This is a genomic window from Rhodococcus sp. (in: high G+C Gram-positive bacteria) (assembly GCF_049286785.1).
GTDB lineage: Bacteria > Actinomycetota > Actinomycetes > Mycobacteriales > Mycobacteriaceae > Rhodococcus_F.
In genome coordinates this window covers 1-16,762 of record NZ_JBAQEO010000792.1, presented here as the reverse complement: position 1 = coordinate 16,762, position 16,762 = coordinate 1, and the positions used below count along the sequence as shown (strand labels likewise).

12 protein-coding genes, 1 tRNA gene and 1 riboswitch are annotated in these 16,762 nt (G+C 66.0%); of the genes, 6 read left to right on the top strand and 7 right to left on the bottom strand.

The genetic code is table 11. From position 1 onward, the window contains the following. From WAW17_RS28675 to WAW17_RS28665, 3 genes are all read left to right on the top strand, one after another. Positions 1-7,555 (top strand): amino acid adenylation domain-containing protein (locus WAW17_RS28675; protein ID WP_422336243.1); only part of this gene is annotated, 7,555 nt, incomplete at its 5' end. Between the two features lie 146 nt (positions 7,556-7,701). Continuing rightward, on the top strand, positions 7,702-9,048 hold the full coding sequence (locus tag WAW17_RS28670; protein ID WP_422336242.1) for a lysine N(6)-hydroxylase/L-ornithine N(5)-oxygenase family protein: 1,347 nt from the start codon (positions 7,702-7,704) through the stop codon (positions 9,046-9,048). Then, entirely contained in the window at positions 9,045-9,296 is a 252-nt protein-coding gene (locus WAW17_RS28665; protein WP_109326935.1) for an MbtH family protein, read from the top strand. The genes WAW17_RS28670 and WAW17_RS28665 overlap by 4 nt, the downstream gene beginning before the upstream one ends. A gap of 21 nt (positions 9,297-9,317) precedes the next feature. On the opposite strand, the gene WAW17_RS28660 is transcribed toward WAW17_RS28665, so the two are convergent. Then, positions 9,318-10,751: a threonine/serine ThrE exporter family protein gene (locus WAW17_RS28660; RefSeq protein ID WP_422336245.1), complete on the bottom strand. Its 1,434-nt coding sequence runs from the start codon at positions 10,749-10,751 to the stop codon at positions 9,318-9,320. 22 nt (positions 10,752-10,773) lie between these two features. Beyond that, entirely contained in the window at positions 10,774-11,154 is a 381-nt protein-coding gene (locus WAW17_RS28655; RefSeq protein ID WP_422336241.1) for a nuclear transport factor 2 family protein, read from the bottom strand. Between the two features lie 71 nt (positions 11,155-11,225). On the opposite strand from WAW17_RS28655, the gene WAW17_RS28650 reads away from it, so the two are divergent. Beyond that, positions 11,226-11,300 (top strand) — tRNA-Thr (locus WAW17_RS28650). An 85-nt stretch (positions 11,301-11,385) separates the two neighbouring features. On the opposite strand, the gene WAW17_RS28645 is transcribed toward WAW17_RS28650, so the two are convergent. The 4 genes from WAW17_RS28645 to WAW17_RS28630 form a co-directional block, all read right to left on the bottom strand. Further along, positions 11,386-11,808: a VOC family protein gene (locus tag WAW17_RS28645; RefSeq protein ID WP_422336240.1), complete on the bottom strand. Its 423-nt coding sequence runs from the start codon at positions 11,806-11,808 to the stop codon at positions 11,386-11,388. Between the two features lie 103 nt (positions 11,809-11,911). Further along, positions 11,912-12,262, bottom strand: coding sequence for a hypothetical protein (locus WAW17_RS28640; RefSeq protein WP_422336239.1), 351 nt, complete (start codon positions 12,260-12,262; stop codon positions 11,912-11,914). 55 nt (positions 12,263-12,317) lie between these two features. After that, positions 12,318-13,127 (bottom strand): ABC transporter, encoded by an 810-nt coding sequence (locus WAW17_RS28635; RefSeq protein WP_422336238.1) that lies wholly within the window; start codon positions 13,125-13,127, stop codon positions 12,318-12,320. A gap of 87 nt (positions 13,128-13,214) precedes the next feature. Further along, positions 13,215-13,529, bottom strand: coding sequence for a DMT family transporter (locus WAW17_RS28630; RefSeq protein WP_422336237.1), 315 nt, complete (start codon positions 13,527-13,529; stop codon positions 13,215-13,217). 14 nt (positions 13,530-13,543) lie between these two features. Then, positions 13,544-13,607, bottom strand: a riboswitch (guanidine-III (ykkC-III) riboswitch). 776 nt (positions 13,608-14,383) lie between these two features. Between WAW17_RS28630 and WAW17_RS28625 the strand changes: the two genes are divergently transcribed. Beyond that, positions 14,384-15,100 carry a response regulator transcription factor gene (locus WAW17_RS28625; RefSeq protein WP_422336236.1) on the top strand — a complete coding sequence of 239 codons (717 nt, stop codon included), beginning with the start codon at positions 14,384-14,386 and terminating at the stop codon, positions 15,098-15,100. Positions 15,101-15,132: 32 nt separating this feature from the next. After that, on the top strand, positions 15,133-16,521 hold the full coding sequence (locus WAW17_RS28620) for a sensor histidine kinase (protein WP_422336244.1): 1,389 nt from the start codon (positions 15,133-15,135) through the stop codon (positions 16,519-16,521). 22 nt (positions 16,522-16,543) lie between these two features. Here WAW17_RS28620 and WAW17_RS28615 read toward each other — a convergent pair. After that, on the bottom strand, positions 16,544-16,762 hold a 219-nt coding region (locus WAW17_RS28615; protein ID WP_422336235.1), incomplete at its 5' end, for an oxygenase MpaB family protein.

Sequence of the window (16,762 nt, the reverse complement as noted above, 5' to 3'; positions counted from 1 at the left end):
GCTGTATTTTCAGGCAGGGCTCGACGGCGGTGCCGACCTGTACACGGCGCAGTTCTCGCTCGACTTCGCGCATCGGCTCGACCGAGACTCACTCGCCGCCGCGCTGCACGCTCTGCAACGCCGAAATCCCACCCTGCGAGCGGGATTCGTCAGCGAGGGCCTGTCCGCGCCGGTACAATTCGTGAGCGCCGGACTGGACGTGCCGGTCACGGAACACGACCTGCGTGAGCTCGGCGATGCGGAACGTGGCGCCCGGGCCGCGCACCTCATGGCGCAGGACAGGGCGTTGCCGTTCGATCTCACGGCGCCGCCTTTGTGGCGGGCGATGGTGTTGCGTCTGACGGACGATCACGACCGCCTGGTGGTCAACCGTCAGTTCCTGCTGTGGGACGGCTGGTCCAACGGGCTGGTGGTGAGCCAGCTGCTCGCCCTGTACGAAACGGGCGGAGACGACTCCGCATTCACCTCTCCCGAAGGCACGTTCGCCGACTACCTCGGCTGGCTGTCCCGGCAGGACGGGGCGGCAGCGCAGTCCGCCTGGAAGGAGGCGCTCGCCGGTCTCGACGAGCCGACCCTGCTGGCGGCCACGACGACCGACGAGGCACAGTTGCCGCAGCGTCGCGACGCCGTGCTGTCGGAGGAACTGAGCGAGCGCCTGCGGGCCGCGGCACGCGGCGCCGGGGTCACGTTCAACACGGTGCTGAACGCCGCTCTGGGTGTCGTCCTCGGCATCGAGACCGGACGCACGGACCTGGTGTTCGGTACCACTGTGGCGGGTCGTCCACCCGAGGTGCCGGGGCTCGACTCGGTGGCCGGGATGTTCCTCAACACCGTGCCGGTCCGGATGACGCTGCGCCCCGGCGAAACCGTTGTCGATCTGCTCCGCCGAACTCAGTCCGAGCGGCTGGCGCTCGACCGGTTCGACTACCTCGGACTGGCGTCCATTCAACGTGTTTCCGAGCACCGGCAGTTGTTCGACGTGTTGTACGTGCTGCAGAACTTCGTCGACGAGAAGCAGGTGTCGGCGCTGAACGCGGCCCACGACATCAGCGGCGGCGACAGCATCGATCACACGCACTACCCGGTGACCGTTGTCGTCACTCCCGGCACCCGGGTGAAGGTGAAGTTCGAATTTCATCCCGAGCAGGTGGCGGCGCCTCGCGTCGAACGCATGCTGACGCGGTATCTCGCCCTGCTCGAGGACTGGGCCGGCGACCTGTCGGGTGTGGTCGGGAGGATCGACGGGGCACTGCCCGTGCAGCCCGCCGTAGCGAAACCGTTGCCGGACGCCACGATCGCCGACCTGTTCGCCGACTCCGCCCGCCTGCGTCCCGGCGAGACCGCGCTGGTATTCGGTGATCGGACCGTCACGTACGCAGAACTCGACGCCGACGTGAACCGGATGGCGCGAGCCCTGCTCGCCCGCGGCGCCGGACCCGAGAAGATCGTGGCGCTCGCCCTGCCGAGGTCGGTGGAGATGGTGGTGGCGCTGTTCGCGGTACTACGCACGGGTTCTGCCTACCTGCCCCTCGAACTGGATCATCCCGCCGACCGCCTGGTCGGCATGCTCGACGACGCCCGGCCCGTCACGGTCGTGACGACGTCCGCGGTGGCGGCGTCACTGTCCGCTTCCTCCGTAGACGTTCTCGCACTCGACGAGACCGATGTCGGGGCCAGGACCTCCCAAGCGCCGACCGCCACCGAACTCGGCCGCTTCGCCCCCGGTACTCCCGGGCGCCTGGAGCATCCGGCATACGTCATCTACACCTCAGGGTCGACGGGCAAACCGAAGGGTGTGGTCACGCCGTATCGCGGCCTGACCAACATGCAGTTCAACCACCGTGAGGCCGTCTTCGAACCGGTGGTGCGGGCAGAGGGCGGCCGGCGGCTGCGTATCGCGCACACTGTGTCGTTCGCGTTCGACATGTCGTGGGAGGAACTGCTGTGGCTCGTGGAGGGCCATGAGGTTCACATCTGCGACGAGAACCTGCGACGCGACGCCGAGGCACTCGTCGAGTATTGCGACGCCCATGCCATCGACGTCGTCAACGTGACGCCCACCTATGCGCAGCACCTCATCGAGCAGGGACTGCTGGACGACGGCCCGGGACGGCATCGTCCACCGCTCGTCCTTCTCGGCGGCGAGGCGGTGCCGGTCTCGGTGTGGAACCGGTTGCGTGACACGGACGGAACATGCGGGTACAACCTGTACGGACCCACCGAATACACCATCAACACGCTCGGGGCCGGCACCGGCGAGAGCGCCACTCCCACCGTCGGCATGCCGATCTGGAACACGTCCGCGTACGTGCTGGACGCCTGGCTGCGTCCGGTTCCGGACGGAGTTCCCGGCGAGCTGTACATCTCCGGGGTCGGGCTGGCACGCGGTTACCTCGACCGGTTCGCGCTGACGGCCGAGCGTTTCGTCGCCGATCCGTTCCAGCCTTCCGTACGTATGTATCGGACCGGCGATCTGGTGCGCCGCCGCGCCGACGGCAATCTCGACTTTCTCGGCCGCACCGATGATCAGGTGAAGATCCGCGGCCATCGGGTGGAACTCGGTGAGATCTGCTCCGCGCTCGAAGCATTGGACGGCGTGCGTCAGGCCGCTGTCGTGGTCGACACCGGCGCCGGGAGCCTCGAGCGCCTGGTGGGGTACGTCGTGCCTGTGAGTACTTGTGAACCGCGGGATGTCAACAAGTACTCACGGGTGCTGCGCGCCTCCCTGCCCGACTATATGGTTCCGGCCGCGATCATCGAGGTCGAGTCCCTGCCGATGACGGTGAACGGCAAGCTCGACGTGAAGGCGCTGCCGTCGGCCTCGGAGGCGCTCGCGACATCCGGTGGCGCGCGGACCGAACCACGCACACACACCGAACGAGTGCTGTCGGAGCTGTTCGGGGAGATCCTCGAAATGCCCGCTCCCGGTACCACCGACAACTTCTTCGACCTCGGCGGGCACTCGCTGCTGGCGACCCGGCTGATCAGCCGGGTGAGGGCCACGCTCGACGCCGACCTGTCGATGCGGGATCTCTTCGAGGCGCCCACAGTGGCGGAGCTGGCACTCCGGATCAGGGACGGAGCGGCGTCGACGCGACCCGCTCTGGTGGCGGGCCCGCGACCGGAGCAGCTGCCGTTGTCCGCCGCGCAACGACGACTCTGGCTCCTGCAGCAAATGGAAGGCGCCGCGGCGTACAACTTCCCGATCGTCCTGCGACTGCAGGGTGCTCTCGACCCCGAGGTGTTCGAGCAGGCCTTGGCGGACGTGGTAGCCAGACACGAATCTCTCCGCACAGTGTTCGCGGAGCGGGACGGCGAGCCGGTGCAGGTGATCCTCGCCAGTGCCCGTCCCGAGGTCACGGTGGTGGACGCCGCCGAGGCCGATCTGCCGCGCCTCGTCGGCGACGCGGTGACCCGACCGTTCGACCTCGCGACCGAGATCCCGGTTCGCGCCGATGTCATTCGGGTCGGCGACGAACAGGTGCTGGCCATCGTCCTGCATCACATCGCGACCGACGAATGGTCCGACCGCCCCTTCCTGCGGGACCTCATGACCGCGTATGCCGCTCGGGTGCGGAACGAGGCACCGGCGTGGGAACCGCTCACGGTGCAATACGCCGACTACGCGCTGTGGCAGCGGGAAGTGCTGGGCGCGCAGGATGATCCGGGCAGTCTCCTGCGCCGTCAACTCGACTACTGGTCGAAGACGCTCGACGGGGCACCGGAGGAACTGATCCTCCCGTTCGACCGGTCCCGGCCCGCCCGCCCGAGTTTCGCGGGCGGCGCCATCGACACGGTGCTGGACGCCACGACCACCCGTGCGTTGCGCGCCCTGGCGCGGGAGTCGGGTACGAGCATGTTCATGGTCCTGCACGCCGCCTCCGCGGCCCTGCTGCACCGGCTGGGAGCGGGCCACGATCTTCCCATCGGGGCACCGGTCGCCGGACGCAGCGAACAGGGACTCGACGAGCTGATCGGATTCTTCGTCAACACGGTGGTGCTGCGGACGGACGTGTCGGGCAACCCCACGTTCGATCAGCTGCTCGCCCGTGTCCGGGACACCGCCCTGGCCGCGTTCTCACACTCGGACGTGCCGTTCGAGTCCGTGGTGGAGAAGGTGAATCCTGCTCGCACACTGGCACGGAACCCGCTGTTCCAGGTGATGGTCGGTTACCACAGCCGTACCGCGGAGTCCTCGCTCGCGCCGGGATTCGCGCCGGCCCCGGTGCAGTTCGAGGAGCGGACGGCCAAGTTCGATCTGGTGTTCAACTTCACCGAATTCCTCGACGAGGACCGGGTGGCAATGCGACTCGAGTACACGTCCGACCTGTTCGATCGTGAGACGGCGGAGAGAATCGCGCGGCGCCAGACGGCCGTGCTGGACGCCGTTGCCGCCGATTCCGGTGTCGCCGTCGGCGATCTGGAGATGTTCCTCGACGACGAACGCGATCTGGTGGTGCGCGGCTTCAACGACACCACACACCCGGTGCCGGAGGAGACCTTCTACGAGGCCTTCGCCCGTTGCGCCGCACGGACGCCGGAGGCGACCGCGGTCGTGGACGAGAACGGTGAGGTCACCTACGCGGAGCTGGGCACACGGGCCGATCGCATCGCGATGCTGCTGAGCGGTGCCGGTGTGTCCGTCGAAAGCATTGTCGGTCTGGCAATTCCGCGCTCGGCCGAGATGGTCGCCGCCGTGCTCGGCGTGCTGAAGCTCGGCGCGGCGTATCTGCCTCTCGACCTGAGCCATCCGGCGGATCGCATCTCGTACATGCTCACCGATTCGGCGGCCCGGGTGCTGCTGACCACCGCGGCGGAGAGCCCGAAAATCGCGGAGGTGGACGGACTCGAGCGCATTCTTCTGGACGAGCTGCCCGACGAGACCCCTGCGGCGGCTGTGTCGTCGGCGAAGCCGCCGCAAGGTCTCGACCACGCCGCCTACGTCATCTACACGTCGGGCTCCACCGGTAGGCCCAAGGGTGCGATCCTCACCCACGACGGCATTCCCAGCCTGGTCGCGACGGCGGAGCAGCGCATGAGACTGAAGCCGGGATCCGTGGTGATGCAGTTCGCGTCCATCGGATTCGATGTCGCGGTGTTCGAACTGGCAATGGCGTTGTGTACCGGCTCGCGATTGGTGATCGTCCCGGACGAGTGCCGCGTGGCTGGACCGGAACTCACCGACTTCATGTCCGAGCATGCCGTGACGCACGCGATCATCCCGCCGTCGCTGCTGGCCGCCCTGCCGCTCGACTGCCTCGTGCCCGAGGGTTGCACGGTGCTGGTGGGAACCGAAACGGTGCCGCCGGAACTCGTCGGCCGGTGGGCGGAACGGCTCAACCTGCTGGCTGCCTACGGTCTCACCGAGGCGACGGTGAACAACACGTTGTGGCAGGCAGAGCCGGGCTGGAAGTCGTCGGTGCCGATCGGCATCCCCGACCCCAACGAGCAGGCGTACGTGCTGGACGACCGCCTGCAACCGGTGCCGCCCGGGGTGGCCGGCGAGTTGTACATCGCCGGACGTGGTCTGGCGCGAGGATATCTGGGCAGGCCCGACCTCACCGCCGCACGGTTCGTCCCCAGCCCGTTCGGGGCGGCGGGCTCGCGGATGTACCGCACCGGTGACCGGGCGCGGTGGCGCCGCGACGGCAACATCGACTTCCTCGGCCGGGTCGACGATCAGGTGAAGATCCGTGGGTTCCGTATCGAACTCGGCGAAATCATCGCCGCTCTCGGCGGCCATCCCGACGTCAAGCAGTCCGCGGTGGTGGCGAACCGCGACGGGGACATCGTGCGTCTCGTCGGGTATGTGACGCTCACCGACGGCCGAAGTGTCGACGACGTCGATCCGGATGTGCTGCGGAAGTTCACGGCGTCGCGGCTACCCGACTACATGGTCCCCGCCCTCGTCGTGATTCTGGACGGCGATCTGCCGCTCACCCCCAACGGCAAACTCGACCGCAAGGCGCTGCCGATCCCGGAGTGGTCGGCACTGATCGGGGACGGCACACCGCAGACGGTGGAGCAGAAGGAGATCGCCGCGGCGTTCGCGGACATCCTGCACCTGCCTGCGGTGGGTATCCACGACGACTTCTTCGACCTCGGAGGCCACTCCATGGCGTCCATGCGGCTGGTGGCACGCATCCGGGAGCGATTCGGCGTCGAGATCGGCATCCGTGACGTATTCGAAGCGTCGACCGTCGCAACTCTGGCAGCGGTGGTCACGGGGGCGGGGCGATCGAGCAGACCGGTGCTGAAGGTGGCGGATCCGCGACCGGAGGTGGTGCCGTTGACCGGGCCGCAGAAGAGGTTCTGGCAGCAGTTCCGGGCCGTCGGCCGCGATGCCCGGGCCAGTCACGCGCTGTCGTTGCACCTTCACGACCCGGTCGATCCGGAGATCCTGGCGCAGGCCCTCGACGACCTCGCGTCCCGGCACGAACCGTTGCGTACCGCATACCGGGAGGTCGGCGACACCGTCGTCGCGCAGCAGACGGTTCGGCCCACCCTCGGACTCGTGGATGTCGGACACGGCGACGTGCATCGCACCGTCTTCGAGTTGGCGCAGCAACCGATGGACCTCACCGGCGAAGCTCCGCTACGGGTGCATCTCGTCGGCGGAGCGGACGGCACGCAGGCACTGCTCCTCGTGATGCATTACATCGCCGTGGACGAGTGGTCCGTGGTGCCCCTGCTCGGTGATCTCCTCGGCGCGTACGCCTCGCGGTCGGCGGGCGCCGAACCGGCGTGGGAGCCCCTGCCGGTCGGGTACGCCGACTATGCGGTGTGGATGCGGGAGTTGACGGGCGATCCGGCAGACCCGGAGAGTCGGCACTCGAAACAGGTCGAGTACTGGCGCGACCGGCTGGCGGGGATGCCGGCCCGGCTGGAGTTGCCCGCACCGAAGGTCGCCACGGCGAGGACCGCGGAGATCGTCCAGATCGATATCGACACCGACCTCCATGCCGCGGCGGACGCACTGGCGGCCCGGACGGGAACCAGTCTGTTCATGGTGCTGCAGGCGGCGCTCGCGACCGTTCTGACGCGTCACGGCGCCGGCACCGACATTCCCATGGGGTCTCTTGTGGCGGGACGTTCCGAGACGGCCCTCGACCATCTGGTCGGGTGCTTCTTCAACATCGTCCTGCTGCGAACCGATACGAGCGGCGACCCGGATCCGGCAGAGTTGCTGCGGCGTGTTCGGCGGAGCAACCTTGCTGCACTCGATCACCAGGACGTGGCTTTCGCCGACGTCGTCGAGGCACTGAACGGATCGGGTGGGACGACGGCAGTGCTGCGTCCGCAGATCATGCTGGTTCATCACGAGCAGGCTCGGCTGGGACACGTGGACGCCGTGGGCGGGTTGATGCCGGTGCCGGTCGGTGTACCGGATGCGGATCTCACGCTGAGCTTCTTCGAGCCGATCGGTGACGGGCCGGTGCACGCGTACTTCTCGTTCGCGTCCGATGTGCTCGACGCGGCCACGGTACGGGGGTGGGCCGGGGAACTGACGGCTCTCGTGGCGACGTGGTGGGAGAGAGCAGACGAACGTGAGTGACCTAGATCTCGAACTGCCGGGCGACATGGCCGCTCGAGGCGGTGAGAGTCTTGGTACTGTGCTCCAAATAAGGATAGGCTTCACTTCTTTCATGGAGACGGCAGCTGGGTCGGGCGAGGCGCGGCGTCGGGGACGGACTACGAGCTATGAGTGAATCGTCGGACACAGTCGACGTAGAAGGCCCTGTACTCGATATCGTGGGTGTCGGATTCGGGCCCGCGAATCTTGCTCTGGCGATTGCCATCGAGGAGCACAACGCGACGAGCGCACCGGATGACCGCGTCACCGCACAGTTCTTCGAAAAACAGGAGCATTTCAGCTGGCATCCCGGCATGCTCCTCGACGCCGCCACGATGCAGATCGCATTTCCGAAGGACCTGGTCACGTTCCGGAATCCGCGCAGCGCCTATACGTTCTTCAATTATCTGTTCGACCGCGGCCGACTCGTCGACTTCGTCAACCACCAGACATTCTTTCCCACCCGCCACGAATTCCACGACTATCTGCAATGGTCCGCACAGCGCGTCGAGGCCGACGTCCGGTACGGCACCGCCGTCGAGGCGGTTCGCGGAATCCGGGGTGCGGACGGCACAGCCGATCGGGTCGCGGTGCGCACGGCGGACGGCTCCACGGTGATCGCCCGCAACGTCGTGGTGGGAGCAGGCCTGCGTGAACGCATTCCGGAGTGGGCCACCCCGTCTTCCCGATGTTTCCACAACCACCAGTTCCTCAGCCGGATCGGCGAGATGCCCGCCCCGGTGCATCAGCGATTCGTGGTTCTCGGAGCCGGGCAGAGTGCTGCCGAGATCGTGAGATACCTGCATACGACGTATCCGGACGCCGAGGTGCACAGCGTGTTCTCGCGGTACGGGTACAGCCCTGCCGACGACAGCCCGTACGCCAATCGCATCTTCGACCCGGAGGCGGTGGACGATCTGCACGGAGCGCCCGAGGTCGAGCGTCTGCGGCTCCTCGATGTGCACCGAAGCACCAATTACTCGGTGGTGGACATCGAATTGATCAACGAGCTGTACGCCACCGAGTATCAGGAAAGGGTGAGCGGACGCAGACGTCTGTTCATGCGACGAGCCTCCGAAATCACCGGGGTCGGCGAGACGCCGGACGGCATAGAGGTGGAAGTTCGCAGCGCGGTCGACGGATTGACCGACACCTTGAATTGTGACGCACTGATTCTGGCCACCGGATTTGCACCGGCACCCCTGGAACCGTTACTCGGAGACCTCGCCCCGAAAATGCATCCCCCGCGTGAGGTATATCGCGATTATCGATTGGCTGTTTCACCTGACGTCACAGCGGGAATCTACTTGCAGGGCGGCACTGAAAAGACGCACGGAATCACGTCGTCGCTTCTTTCGAACGTTGCCGTGCGGGCGGGAGAGATCTTGACATCTGTCGTAACCCGGCGTGGCCGAGTCGGCACGCTTGCTAGTGTGAACGCACAGGACACGTATGCGACAAGCGAGGCGAGATGAGCACCAATCCATTCGATGACGAAGAAGGCCGCTTCTACGTGCTGGTGAACGACGAAGAGCAGCACTCCCTGTGGCCTACGTTCTCCGAGGTGCCGGCAGGCTGGCGCGTGGTGTTCGGCGAGGAAAGCCGTGCCGCATGCCTCGAGTACGTGGAGAAGAACTGGACGGACATGCGGCCGAAGAGCCTGCGTGAGGCAATGGAGGCCGACGAGAAGTCCGGCGGCCGCCACAGCGTGGACAAGAGCTGATCGCCCGCAACGCGTGCCTGGTCAGGCCGCGTTGCGGGCATCGACCGGCTTCCGCCGCCTCGTCTTGATGACGGGGCGGCGGATGTCGTCGATGCGTCGACGGATGCGAGGCCTGCGCAGCGTGCGGGCCATCCATTCGCCGAGGGTGACGCCGGCAGCGAGAGCGCAGCCGATACCGAACGCGGCGAGCAGCGAACTCAGGCCGATCACCACCTCGTTGTTGAGCAGGGCATACAGTCCGCGATAGAGCGACAGCCCGGGCAGCAGCGGCGTGATGCCGGCCACCGCCACCACCAGCGGCGGTGTGAGTGCGCGACGAGCCATCAGGCCACCGGCGAAACCGACCACGGTGGCAGCAAGGGCAGAGCCGATGATCGGCCCGATGCCGAACTGCTGCGCCACCATGTACACCAGGGCGCCGACGGCCCCGCCCATCCACGCCGCGGTGAGTGCCCTCTGCTCGGCGTAGCAGGCCAGCGCGTAGAACATCGAGGCGAATGCTCCCGACAACACCAGCACGGGAAGTTGAGCGAGTTCACTGATCTCGACGTTGATCGGTGGCAGCGTGGAACCGAATACCCCGGTGATCCGGAGCGAAAGGGCGACACCGGCGATGATGCCTCCGGTCATCATGACGACCTCGAAGAATCGCGCAGCTGCGGTGATCGGCGCGCCGGTGATGGCGTCCTGCACCGAACCGACCAGGGACAGCCCCGACAGCAGCACCACAACCCCGGCGGCGATGATCTGGGACGGTCTGATGTCGACGCCGAGTTGTTCCTGGAACGTATACAGGGTCGCCGCGGGAGTGGCCGCGACGAGACCACCGACGACCTGCTGGAAGAAGAACGGCAGACCTATCCGAGTGAGGGTGCGGTTCACCCGGTAGATCACCGTGGTGGTGAGGAACGCGACCGAAGCCATCAGCACCCCGCCGCCCATCAGCACCGAGATGGACGCCGCCATCGACGACCAGGCCAGCGTCGCGATCCACCGGTTGTACGGGTGCGGGGCCGTCGTGAGGACGGTGAGAGCGTCGTGCGCCTCACTCGGGGTGACTGCCTCCCGGCGGATACGCCGCGTCAAGCGGTCGACCGCCGCAAGGCGTGTGAAGTCCATGGACCGGTAGTGCACGATCCGCATGGTGCTCGCCGGGGGGAGGGTGGGACCGCGATAGGCGGACAGGACGATGGAGTTGTAGGTGACATCCACATCGCACTGTGCGAGTCCGTACGTTGCCGCGATGAACTGCACCTGTTCCGCGGTATCCATCGCACCGGTACCCGACGCCAGGAGGACCTCACCGACCCGGACCGCGAGGTCGAGTACCTCGGTGACCACCGCGTCGTCGGTGAGGTCGATCGGCTGGAGGGGCGTCGGTGCGGCAATGACCGCGTCGACGGTGGCACGCCGGTCGCCCGTCAGACGCGCAAGCGTGTCCGAAAGCTTTTCCATACCCTCTGTGAGCTTCGCCATATCACGTGTCGGAGACAAGGTCCTTCTCGGTCAAATCGGTTGCAGCGAGTGCCGACTCCAGTGTCTCGTGGCGAAAAGTGGAGGTGACCTGATCGTGGACGACTCGGAACGCTGACGCCACGATACGCGTGTCGCCGGGAGCGGTTGCCCAGGTGGCTTCCTCCTCCGCCACCACGACACCCTCGTAGACGTACATTCGCTTCGGGATCAGAGTGACGCCCGCCGTCGCCGCCCATTCCCGCAGAGCGGACAGGCCCTGGCTGGCACCCTCCGGACCCCCCAGTTCGATGTCGTCACTGGACAGGGCCAGCAAGGTGTCGATGTCACCGGCATTGAGGGCGTCGTGCCAAGCGAGGACGGTTGCGATCTCCGAGGTTGTCATATGTCAACGCTAACGAATGTGGGTGAATATTCGGTGATCTTCCCTTATGGATATGATGGGCGCGCGTGTCCGCCTCCTTAGCTCAGTGGTAGAGCACTCGCCTTGTAAGCGAGCGGTCGTCAGTTCAATCCTGACAGGAGGCTCCATCAGCGGAAGACGCTGCTGCTGTGCAGATGAGGGCCGGTTTCCCCAGCGGGAATCCGGCCCTCATCACGTGTGCGGACGGTATCGCTACGATTGCGGTCCCGCGATATTGACCATCCAGGCCACACCGAACTTGTCGGTGCACATGCCGAAGGTGTCGCCCCACGGCGCCTTTTCGAGCGGCGCGCTCACGGTGCCACCGTCGGAGAGTTTGTCCCAGTACCCGCGGAGTTCGGCCTCGTCGTCGCTCTCGCCGCTCAGTGCCACGGAAAAGTTGTTGCCCGGCGTGTAGTCCATGCTGTTCGGGGTGTCGGCACCCATGATCGCCAAACCCGTGTCGGTGGCGAGCATGGAATGCATGATCTTGTCTTTCTCGGCCGGATCCTCACTGACGTGAAAATCGGCGAAGGTGCTGACGGTCAACTCGCCACCGAACACCGACTTGTAGAAGTCCATCGCCGCTCTGGCTGTGTCACGGAATGAGAGGTAGGGATTGAGGCGGGCAGTCATAGTGTTTCTCCCTCGCATCGTCGGGTTACCTCATCCGATTATCGATCAGTCCGGCGAAGCACAGAAGGTGTTCAGCCCGATGCATCGCTCGGGCGTGCCCTTATCAGCAGGTTCCCGACTTGGCTGCGTCGTAGGCCTCGATCATCTGGTCCTTGCGCTCCTGCGGCGCGTCCTTCCATTCCGGGGTCTGCGCAGAGTCGTCGAACAGGGCGTCGAGGGCTTTCGTGCGGTCGAATGCTTCGCCGCTCTGCTGGGCCCGTGCCTCGGCATTGTTCGCGTACTGGAGCAGGCCCGCGCACAGGTCCGCCACCGGGGAATCGGAGCTGGAGCCGGGCTCACCCGCGGCCGACGTTGTGCTCGCCGCGGTCTCGGAGTCGGCGGTGGTCGATTCGGAACCGCACGCCCCGAGGAGGAAAGCGGCAGGGATCAACAGCGCAACGATGGTTCGTTTCATGGGCAATACATACCAGAATGCGCTGGCGACCGGTGTCGGGCGGTGTGGGGCGACGTCACTCCGGGCCGAGGGTGTAGTCGATGGATGCACGATCGGTCCGGCCCTTGAGCCAGCGGCCGGGAAGTCGGCCGGCGAGCTCGCCGAGCGGACCCACCGCGGCACTGAGTATGCCCACCGTTTCCTGGAGGAGGTCGATACTGGCGCTCATCCGCTCCAGGTTGGGTGCGAGCGCGGTCAGGGTTTCCGACAACGCCACGATCTGATCGATAGGCCCGCCCTTCACGATCAGTCGTTCGAAAGCGCCGTCTTCTGCCAGCAGGGTGTCGAGGATGCCGTCCTCGGCCAGTGCGCGATCGACGATTCCGTTCTTCGCGGTAAGGCGTTCGACCGCGCCTTCCCGGGCTGTGAGCCGCTCGAGCGGCCCGTCCTCGGCCGTGAGACGGTCGAGGAGCCCGTCCTTGGCGAGGAGCCGTTCGAGAGCCCCGTCCTGGGCGAGGACACGGTCGAGTGGTCCGTTCTCGGCGAGCAGCCGGTCGAGGGGTCCGCCCGGCTCGAGGAGTCGTTCGAGAGTGCCGCCCTCGGCGGTGAGGCGGTCCACCGGCCCACCCGGGGCGAGCAGCCGGTCGAGCGGTCCACCGGGCTGCATGGCCTGGCCGAGAGGACGGTCATGGGCCGTGAGCGAGGAGAGGTGCCCGAGCATCTGCAGCGGGTTGCCCTGGCCGCCGGTGTTCAGGCCCGTGACGATGCCGGTTCCGGTAACCGCGCCGCGGAGAGTGCCCACCGTGACCTCGGCGATGCCCAGACCGAGATCGGCTGCCGCAAGACCGGCGCGCACCGGAAGAGTGATCAGCGACACCAGATTCATGCCTTTTACTGTAACCCGCAACTCACAAGCAATGACGAGCTTGCTCGCTGATCCTGTGAAGTGCGGAGCGGAACCCGCGCGACACCGTCAAGGCAGTATCTTCAGCCCGATGACGCATCCCACGATGCCGAGGATCAGCAGCAACTTCACCAGCGACGCACTCTCCTCGCCGGTCGCCATTGCGAAGCCCACGGTCAAGGCCGCGCCGATTCCCACCCAGACCGCGTAGGACGTCCCCGTCGGGAGGGTCCGCATAGCGAACGCCAGCCCGCCCATGCTGAAGATCAAAGCGACTGCGAAGACGACGGAAGGTCCGGTGCGACCGAGCCCTTCGGAGCGGCCGAGAGCGGTTGCCCAGACGGCCTCCAGCACTCCCGACAGAACGAGCACGATCCATGCCATGCCAAGCACACTCCCCAGCACCGTCTTGTCGTCGGCCGGGTACGGTGCGCTCGTCCGGGTGTCGTTTCCCGACCGTCCGAAGATACTCGGAAATCTTTGTGCCTCACCAGGGCGCCCGGGTCGCGGGACGATTGTTTGCGTCGAATAACGTCGCGAATCGGTGCGCGCTGAATTAGTGTTCAGCCGAACGCGTGAATTCTGCGCGCACTCCACGGACGATGACGAGGCATATCATGATTCTTGGACTGCTTGCCGCAATCAACAGCGCCACCACATTGGGGCTCGCCAATACGGTGATGACATTCGGGGGAGTGATACTCAACCTGAACGTCCTCGCCTGAATCCGAAATCGGATCAGGCAGGCATTCTCGCCCCTGGCAACACCTTTCGATAGACGCAGCCCTGCCTCGTAGACGCCGGCGGGGCTGCTGTCACGTGCGCTGACAGTGAGTGGTTCCGGGCACGCAACTTTTCCATTCTCTCCCACGATCACAGAAACGCCTGCCTTTTCGGCAAAGAAGAATGCGTGAGAAAACTCCGGAAACGCAATTGCGCGTGTCGCCGCGGATTCCGTGGAGTTCCCCTATTCTCATCTCGAGCGCGCACACCATGGCGCGCAACCCACTCGGTGGGGGGAGATCACGGAGGACATGATGTTAGGTCTGCTCGGTGCACTCAACAGCGGCGTCACGCTCGGCCTGGCCAACACGATCCTGACGTTCGGGGGTGTCGTCCTCAATCTCAACATCGTGGTGCTCTGATTATCAGTCGTGCACTGACCGGAGGCTCCCAGGTCGGAGCTCACAGGAACCTCGCAGTAAACCTTCAGCCGGGTTCCAGGACCGCGGGCGAAGATGGATCGTGTGAACGAGAAGCCTGCCGAAGCCCGTGTCCTGGTGGTCGACGACGAGCCGAACATCCGCGAACTGCTCTCTGTGAGCCTGCGGTTCCAGGGATTCGAGGTTGCGACCGCGTCGACCGGTGCCGAAGGACTCGACATCGCGCGAACGTTCCGCCCGGACGCCGTGATCCTCGACGTCATGATGCCCGGCATGGACGGCTTCGGGATGCTCGAGCGTCTGCGTGCCGACCGCGTCGACGTACCGGTGTTGTTCTTGACCGCGAAGGATGCGCTGCAAGACAAGATCAGCGGGCTCACTCTCGGTGCGGACGATTACGTGACCAAGCCGTTCAGCCTCGAAGAGGTGGTGACCCGACTCCGCGTGATCCTGCGCCGTGCCGGGAAGGTGTCGGCAGAGGAGCGGTCTTCGCGAATCAAGTTCGCCGACATAGAACTCGACGACGACACGCGTGAAGTCTGGAAGGCAGGCACGCCGGTGTCGCTGTCACCCACCGAGTTCACTCTCCTGCGTTACTTCATGGTCAACGCCGGCACCGTGCTGAGCAAGCCGCGAATTCTCGATCACGTCTGGAACTACGACTTCGGCGGCGAGGTCGGGGTGGTCGAATCGTATGTTTCGTACCTGCGTCGCAAAGTGGACACGGGGGAGACGCCGTTGATCCACACCCTGCGCGGGGTGGGGTACGTCATGCGCGAACCGCGGCGATGACCGAGCACCCCGCCGGGCGGTGGTTTCGGGCGATGCCGCTCCGCATCACCCTGGTGGGTGCGGTACTTCTGCTCGCGGCCCTCGGCCTGCTGGCTTCGGGCGTCGCCGTCACCTCCGCCCTCGACAATTCTCTGACGAGTCGTGTCGATCATCAACTCGAGGATGCGGCGCAGGGGTGGGCGAAGCCCCATGAACTGCATCTTCTCCCTCCTCCTGCCGAGCCGAATCCGGGCCGTCCCCCCAGCCCGTTCTTCGTTCGCACCGTGTCGGCGAACGGCACTGTGCTGCGGCAGATCAACGACGAGTCGGTGGCACCGGATCTGACCGGTGTCTCGGATGCGGGTCCCGTCACCGTCGGTTCGTCCGGCGATTCGGACGTGCGCTGGCGGGCGCTCACCACCACCGCTCCGGATGGAACCCGGACAACCGTGGCTGTCACGCTCACCGAGAACGACGAGACGGTGAATCGGTTGGGGGGACTGCAGGTCCTCATCGGCGGAGTCGTGTTGATCGTGTTGGGTGTGGTCGCGTATTTCGTCGTGCGCCGCAGCCTGCGGCCGCTTGTCGAGGTGGAGGAGACGGCTGCCGCGATTGCCGCCGGTGATCTGCATCGACGAGTCCCGGAACGGGACGACCGCACCGAAATCGGCCGATTGGCGGTGGCGCTCAACGGAATGCTCGCGCAGATCCAGCAGGCGTTCTCGGCTACCGAGGCATCCGAGGAGTCGGCGCGGCGGTCGGAAGACAAGATGCGGCGATTCGTCGCCGATGCGAGCCACGAACTCCGGACGCCGTTGACGACCATTCGCGGATTCGCGGAGCTGTATCGGCAGGGAGCGATGACCGACACCGAAACACTGATGAATCGGATCGAGGGTGAGGCTTCCCGGATGGGTCTGCTGGTGGAGGATCTTCTGATGCTCGCCCGACTGGACGAGCAACGCCCTCTCGCCTGGCAGCCCGTCGATCTGCTGTCGCTGGCCTCCGACGCGGTGCACGGGGCGAGGGCGGTGGCCCCCGAACGTTCCATCGCTCTCGAAGTGCTCCCGGGTCCCGGAACGCCGGAGGTAATCGGTGACGAGGGACGGCTGCGGCAAGTGCTCGGCAACCTACTGACCAATGCGGTGAAGCACACCCCGCCGGCCGCGGACATCGTGGTGCGCCTGGGCACCACCGACGAGAGTGTCGTGCTCGAGGTGGCCGATACCGGACCGGGTCTCACCGAGGAGGACGCGGCACGGGTGTTCGAGCGGTTCTATCGCACCGACTCCTCGCGAACCCGTGAAGGCGGGGGCGGCGGAAGCGGGCTTGGACTGTCCATCGTGGCGGCGCTGGTGGCAGCGCACCGGGGCACGGTCACTGTCGACACGCGCCCCGGTGAGGGAGCCACTTTCCGGGTAGAACTTCCGCGGTCCCGCTAGATGTGGACCTTCCGCGTTCCCGCTAGATGACGTGGCGGTGGGCGGCAAGGCGGCGTCGCATGTCCCGCAGGTAGTAACGGGAGGGCGCTTCCCGCAGCGGGCGAGGAACCCGCCTGTACGCGGCGGGGAGCACCTTCATCAGCCGGTCGAACCGTCGCTGATCGCGCTCGGTCCAGGGCAGTTCGAGTTCCCGGCGGAAACGGTCGGGGAGCAGTCCGATCGTGATGAAGCGGTTGGCCCC

Excerpts from the sequence above, each read along its gene's own strand:
- WAW17_RS28670 (WP_422336242.1), top strand. The coding sequence starts at position 7,702 with ATGAGTGAATCGTCGGACACAGTCGACGTAGAAGGCCCTGTACTCGAT.
- WAW17_RS28665 (WP_109326935.1), top strand. The coding sequence starts at position 9,045 with ATGAGCACCAATCCATTCGATGACGAAGAAGGCCGCTTCTACGTGCTG.
- WAW17_RS28660 (WP_422336245.1), bottom strand. The coding sequence starts at position 10,751 with ATGGAAAAGCTTTCGGACACGCTTGCGCGTCTGACGGGCGACCGGCGT.
- WAW17_RS28655 (WP_422336241.1), bottom strand. The coding sequence starts at position 11,154 with ATGACAACCTCGGAGATCGCAACCGTCCTCGCTTGGCACGACGCCCTC.
- WAW17_RS28645 (WP_422336240.1), bottom strand. The coding sequence starts at position 11,808 with ATGACTGCCCGCCTCAATCCCTACCTCTCATTCCGTGACACAGCCAGA.
- WAW17_RS28640 (WP_422336239.1), bottom strand. The coding sequence starts at position 12,262 with ATGAAACGAACCATCGTTGCGCTGTTGATCCCTGCCGCTTTCCTCCTC.
- WAW17_RS28635 (WP_422336238.1), bottom strand. The coding sequence starts at position 13,127 with ATGAATCTGGTGTCGCTGATCACTCTTCCGGTGCGCGCCGGTCTTGCG.
- WAW17_RS28630 (WP_422336237.1), bottom strand. The coding sequence starts at position 13,529 with ATGGCATGGATCGTGCTCGTTCTGTCGGGAGTGCTGGAGGCCGTCTGG.
- WAW17_RS28625 (WP_422336236.1), top strand. The coding sequence starts at position 14,384 with ATGGATCGTGTGAACGAGAAGCCTGCCGAAGCCCGTGTCCTGGTGGTC.
- WAW17_RS28620 (WP_422336244.1), top strand. The coding sequence starts at position 15,133 with ATGCCGCTCCGCATCACCCTGGTGGGTGCGGTACTTCTGCTCGCGGCC.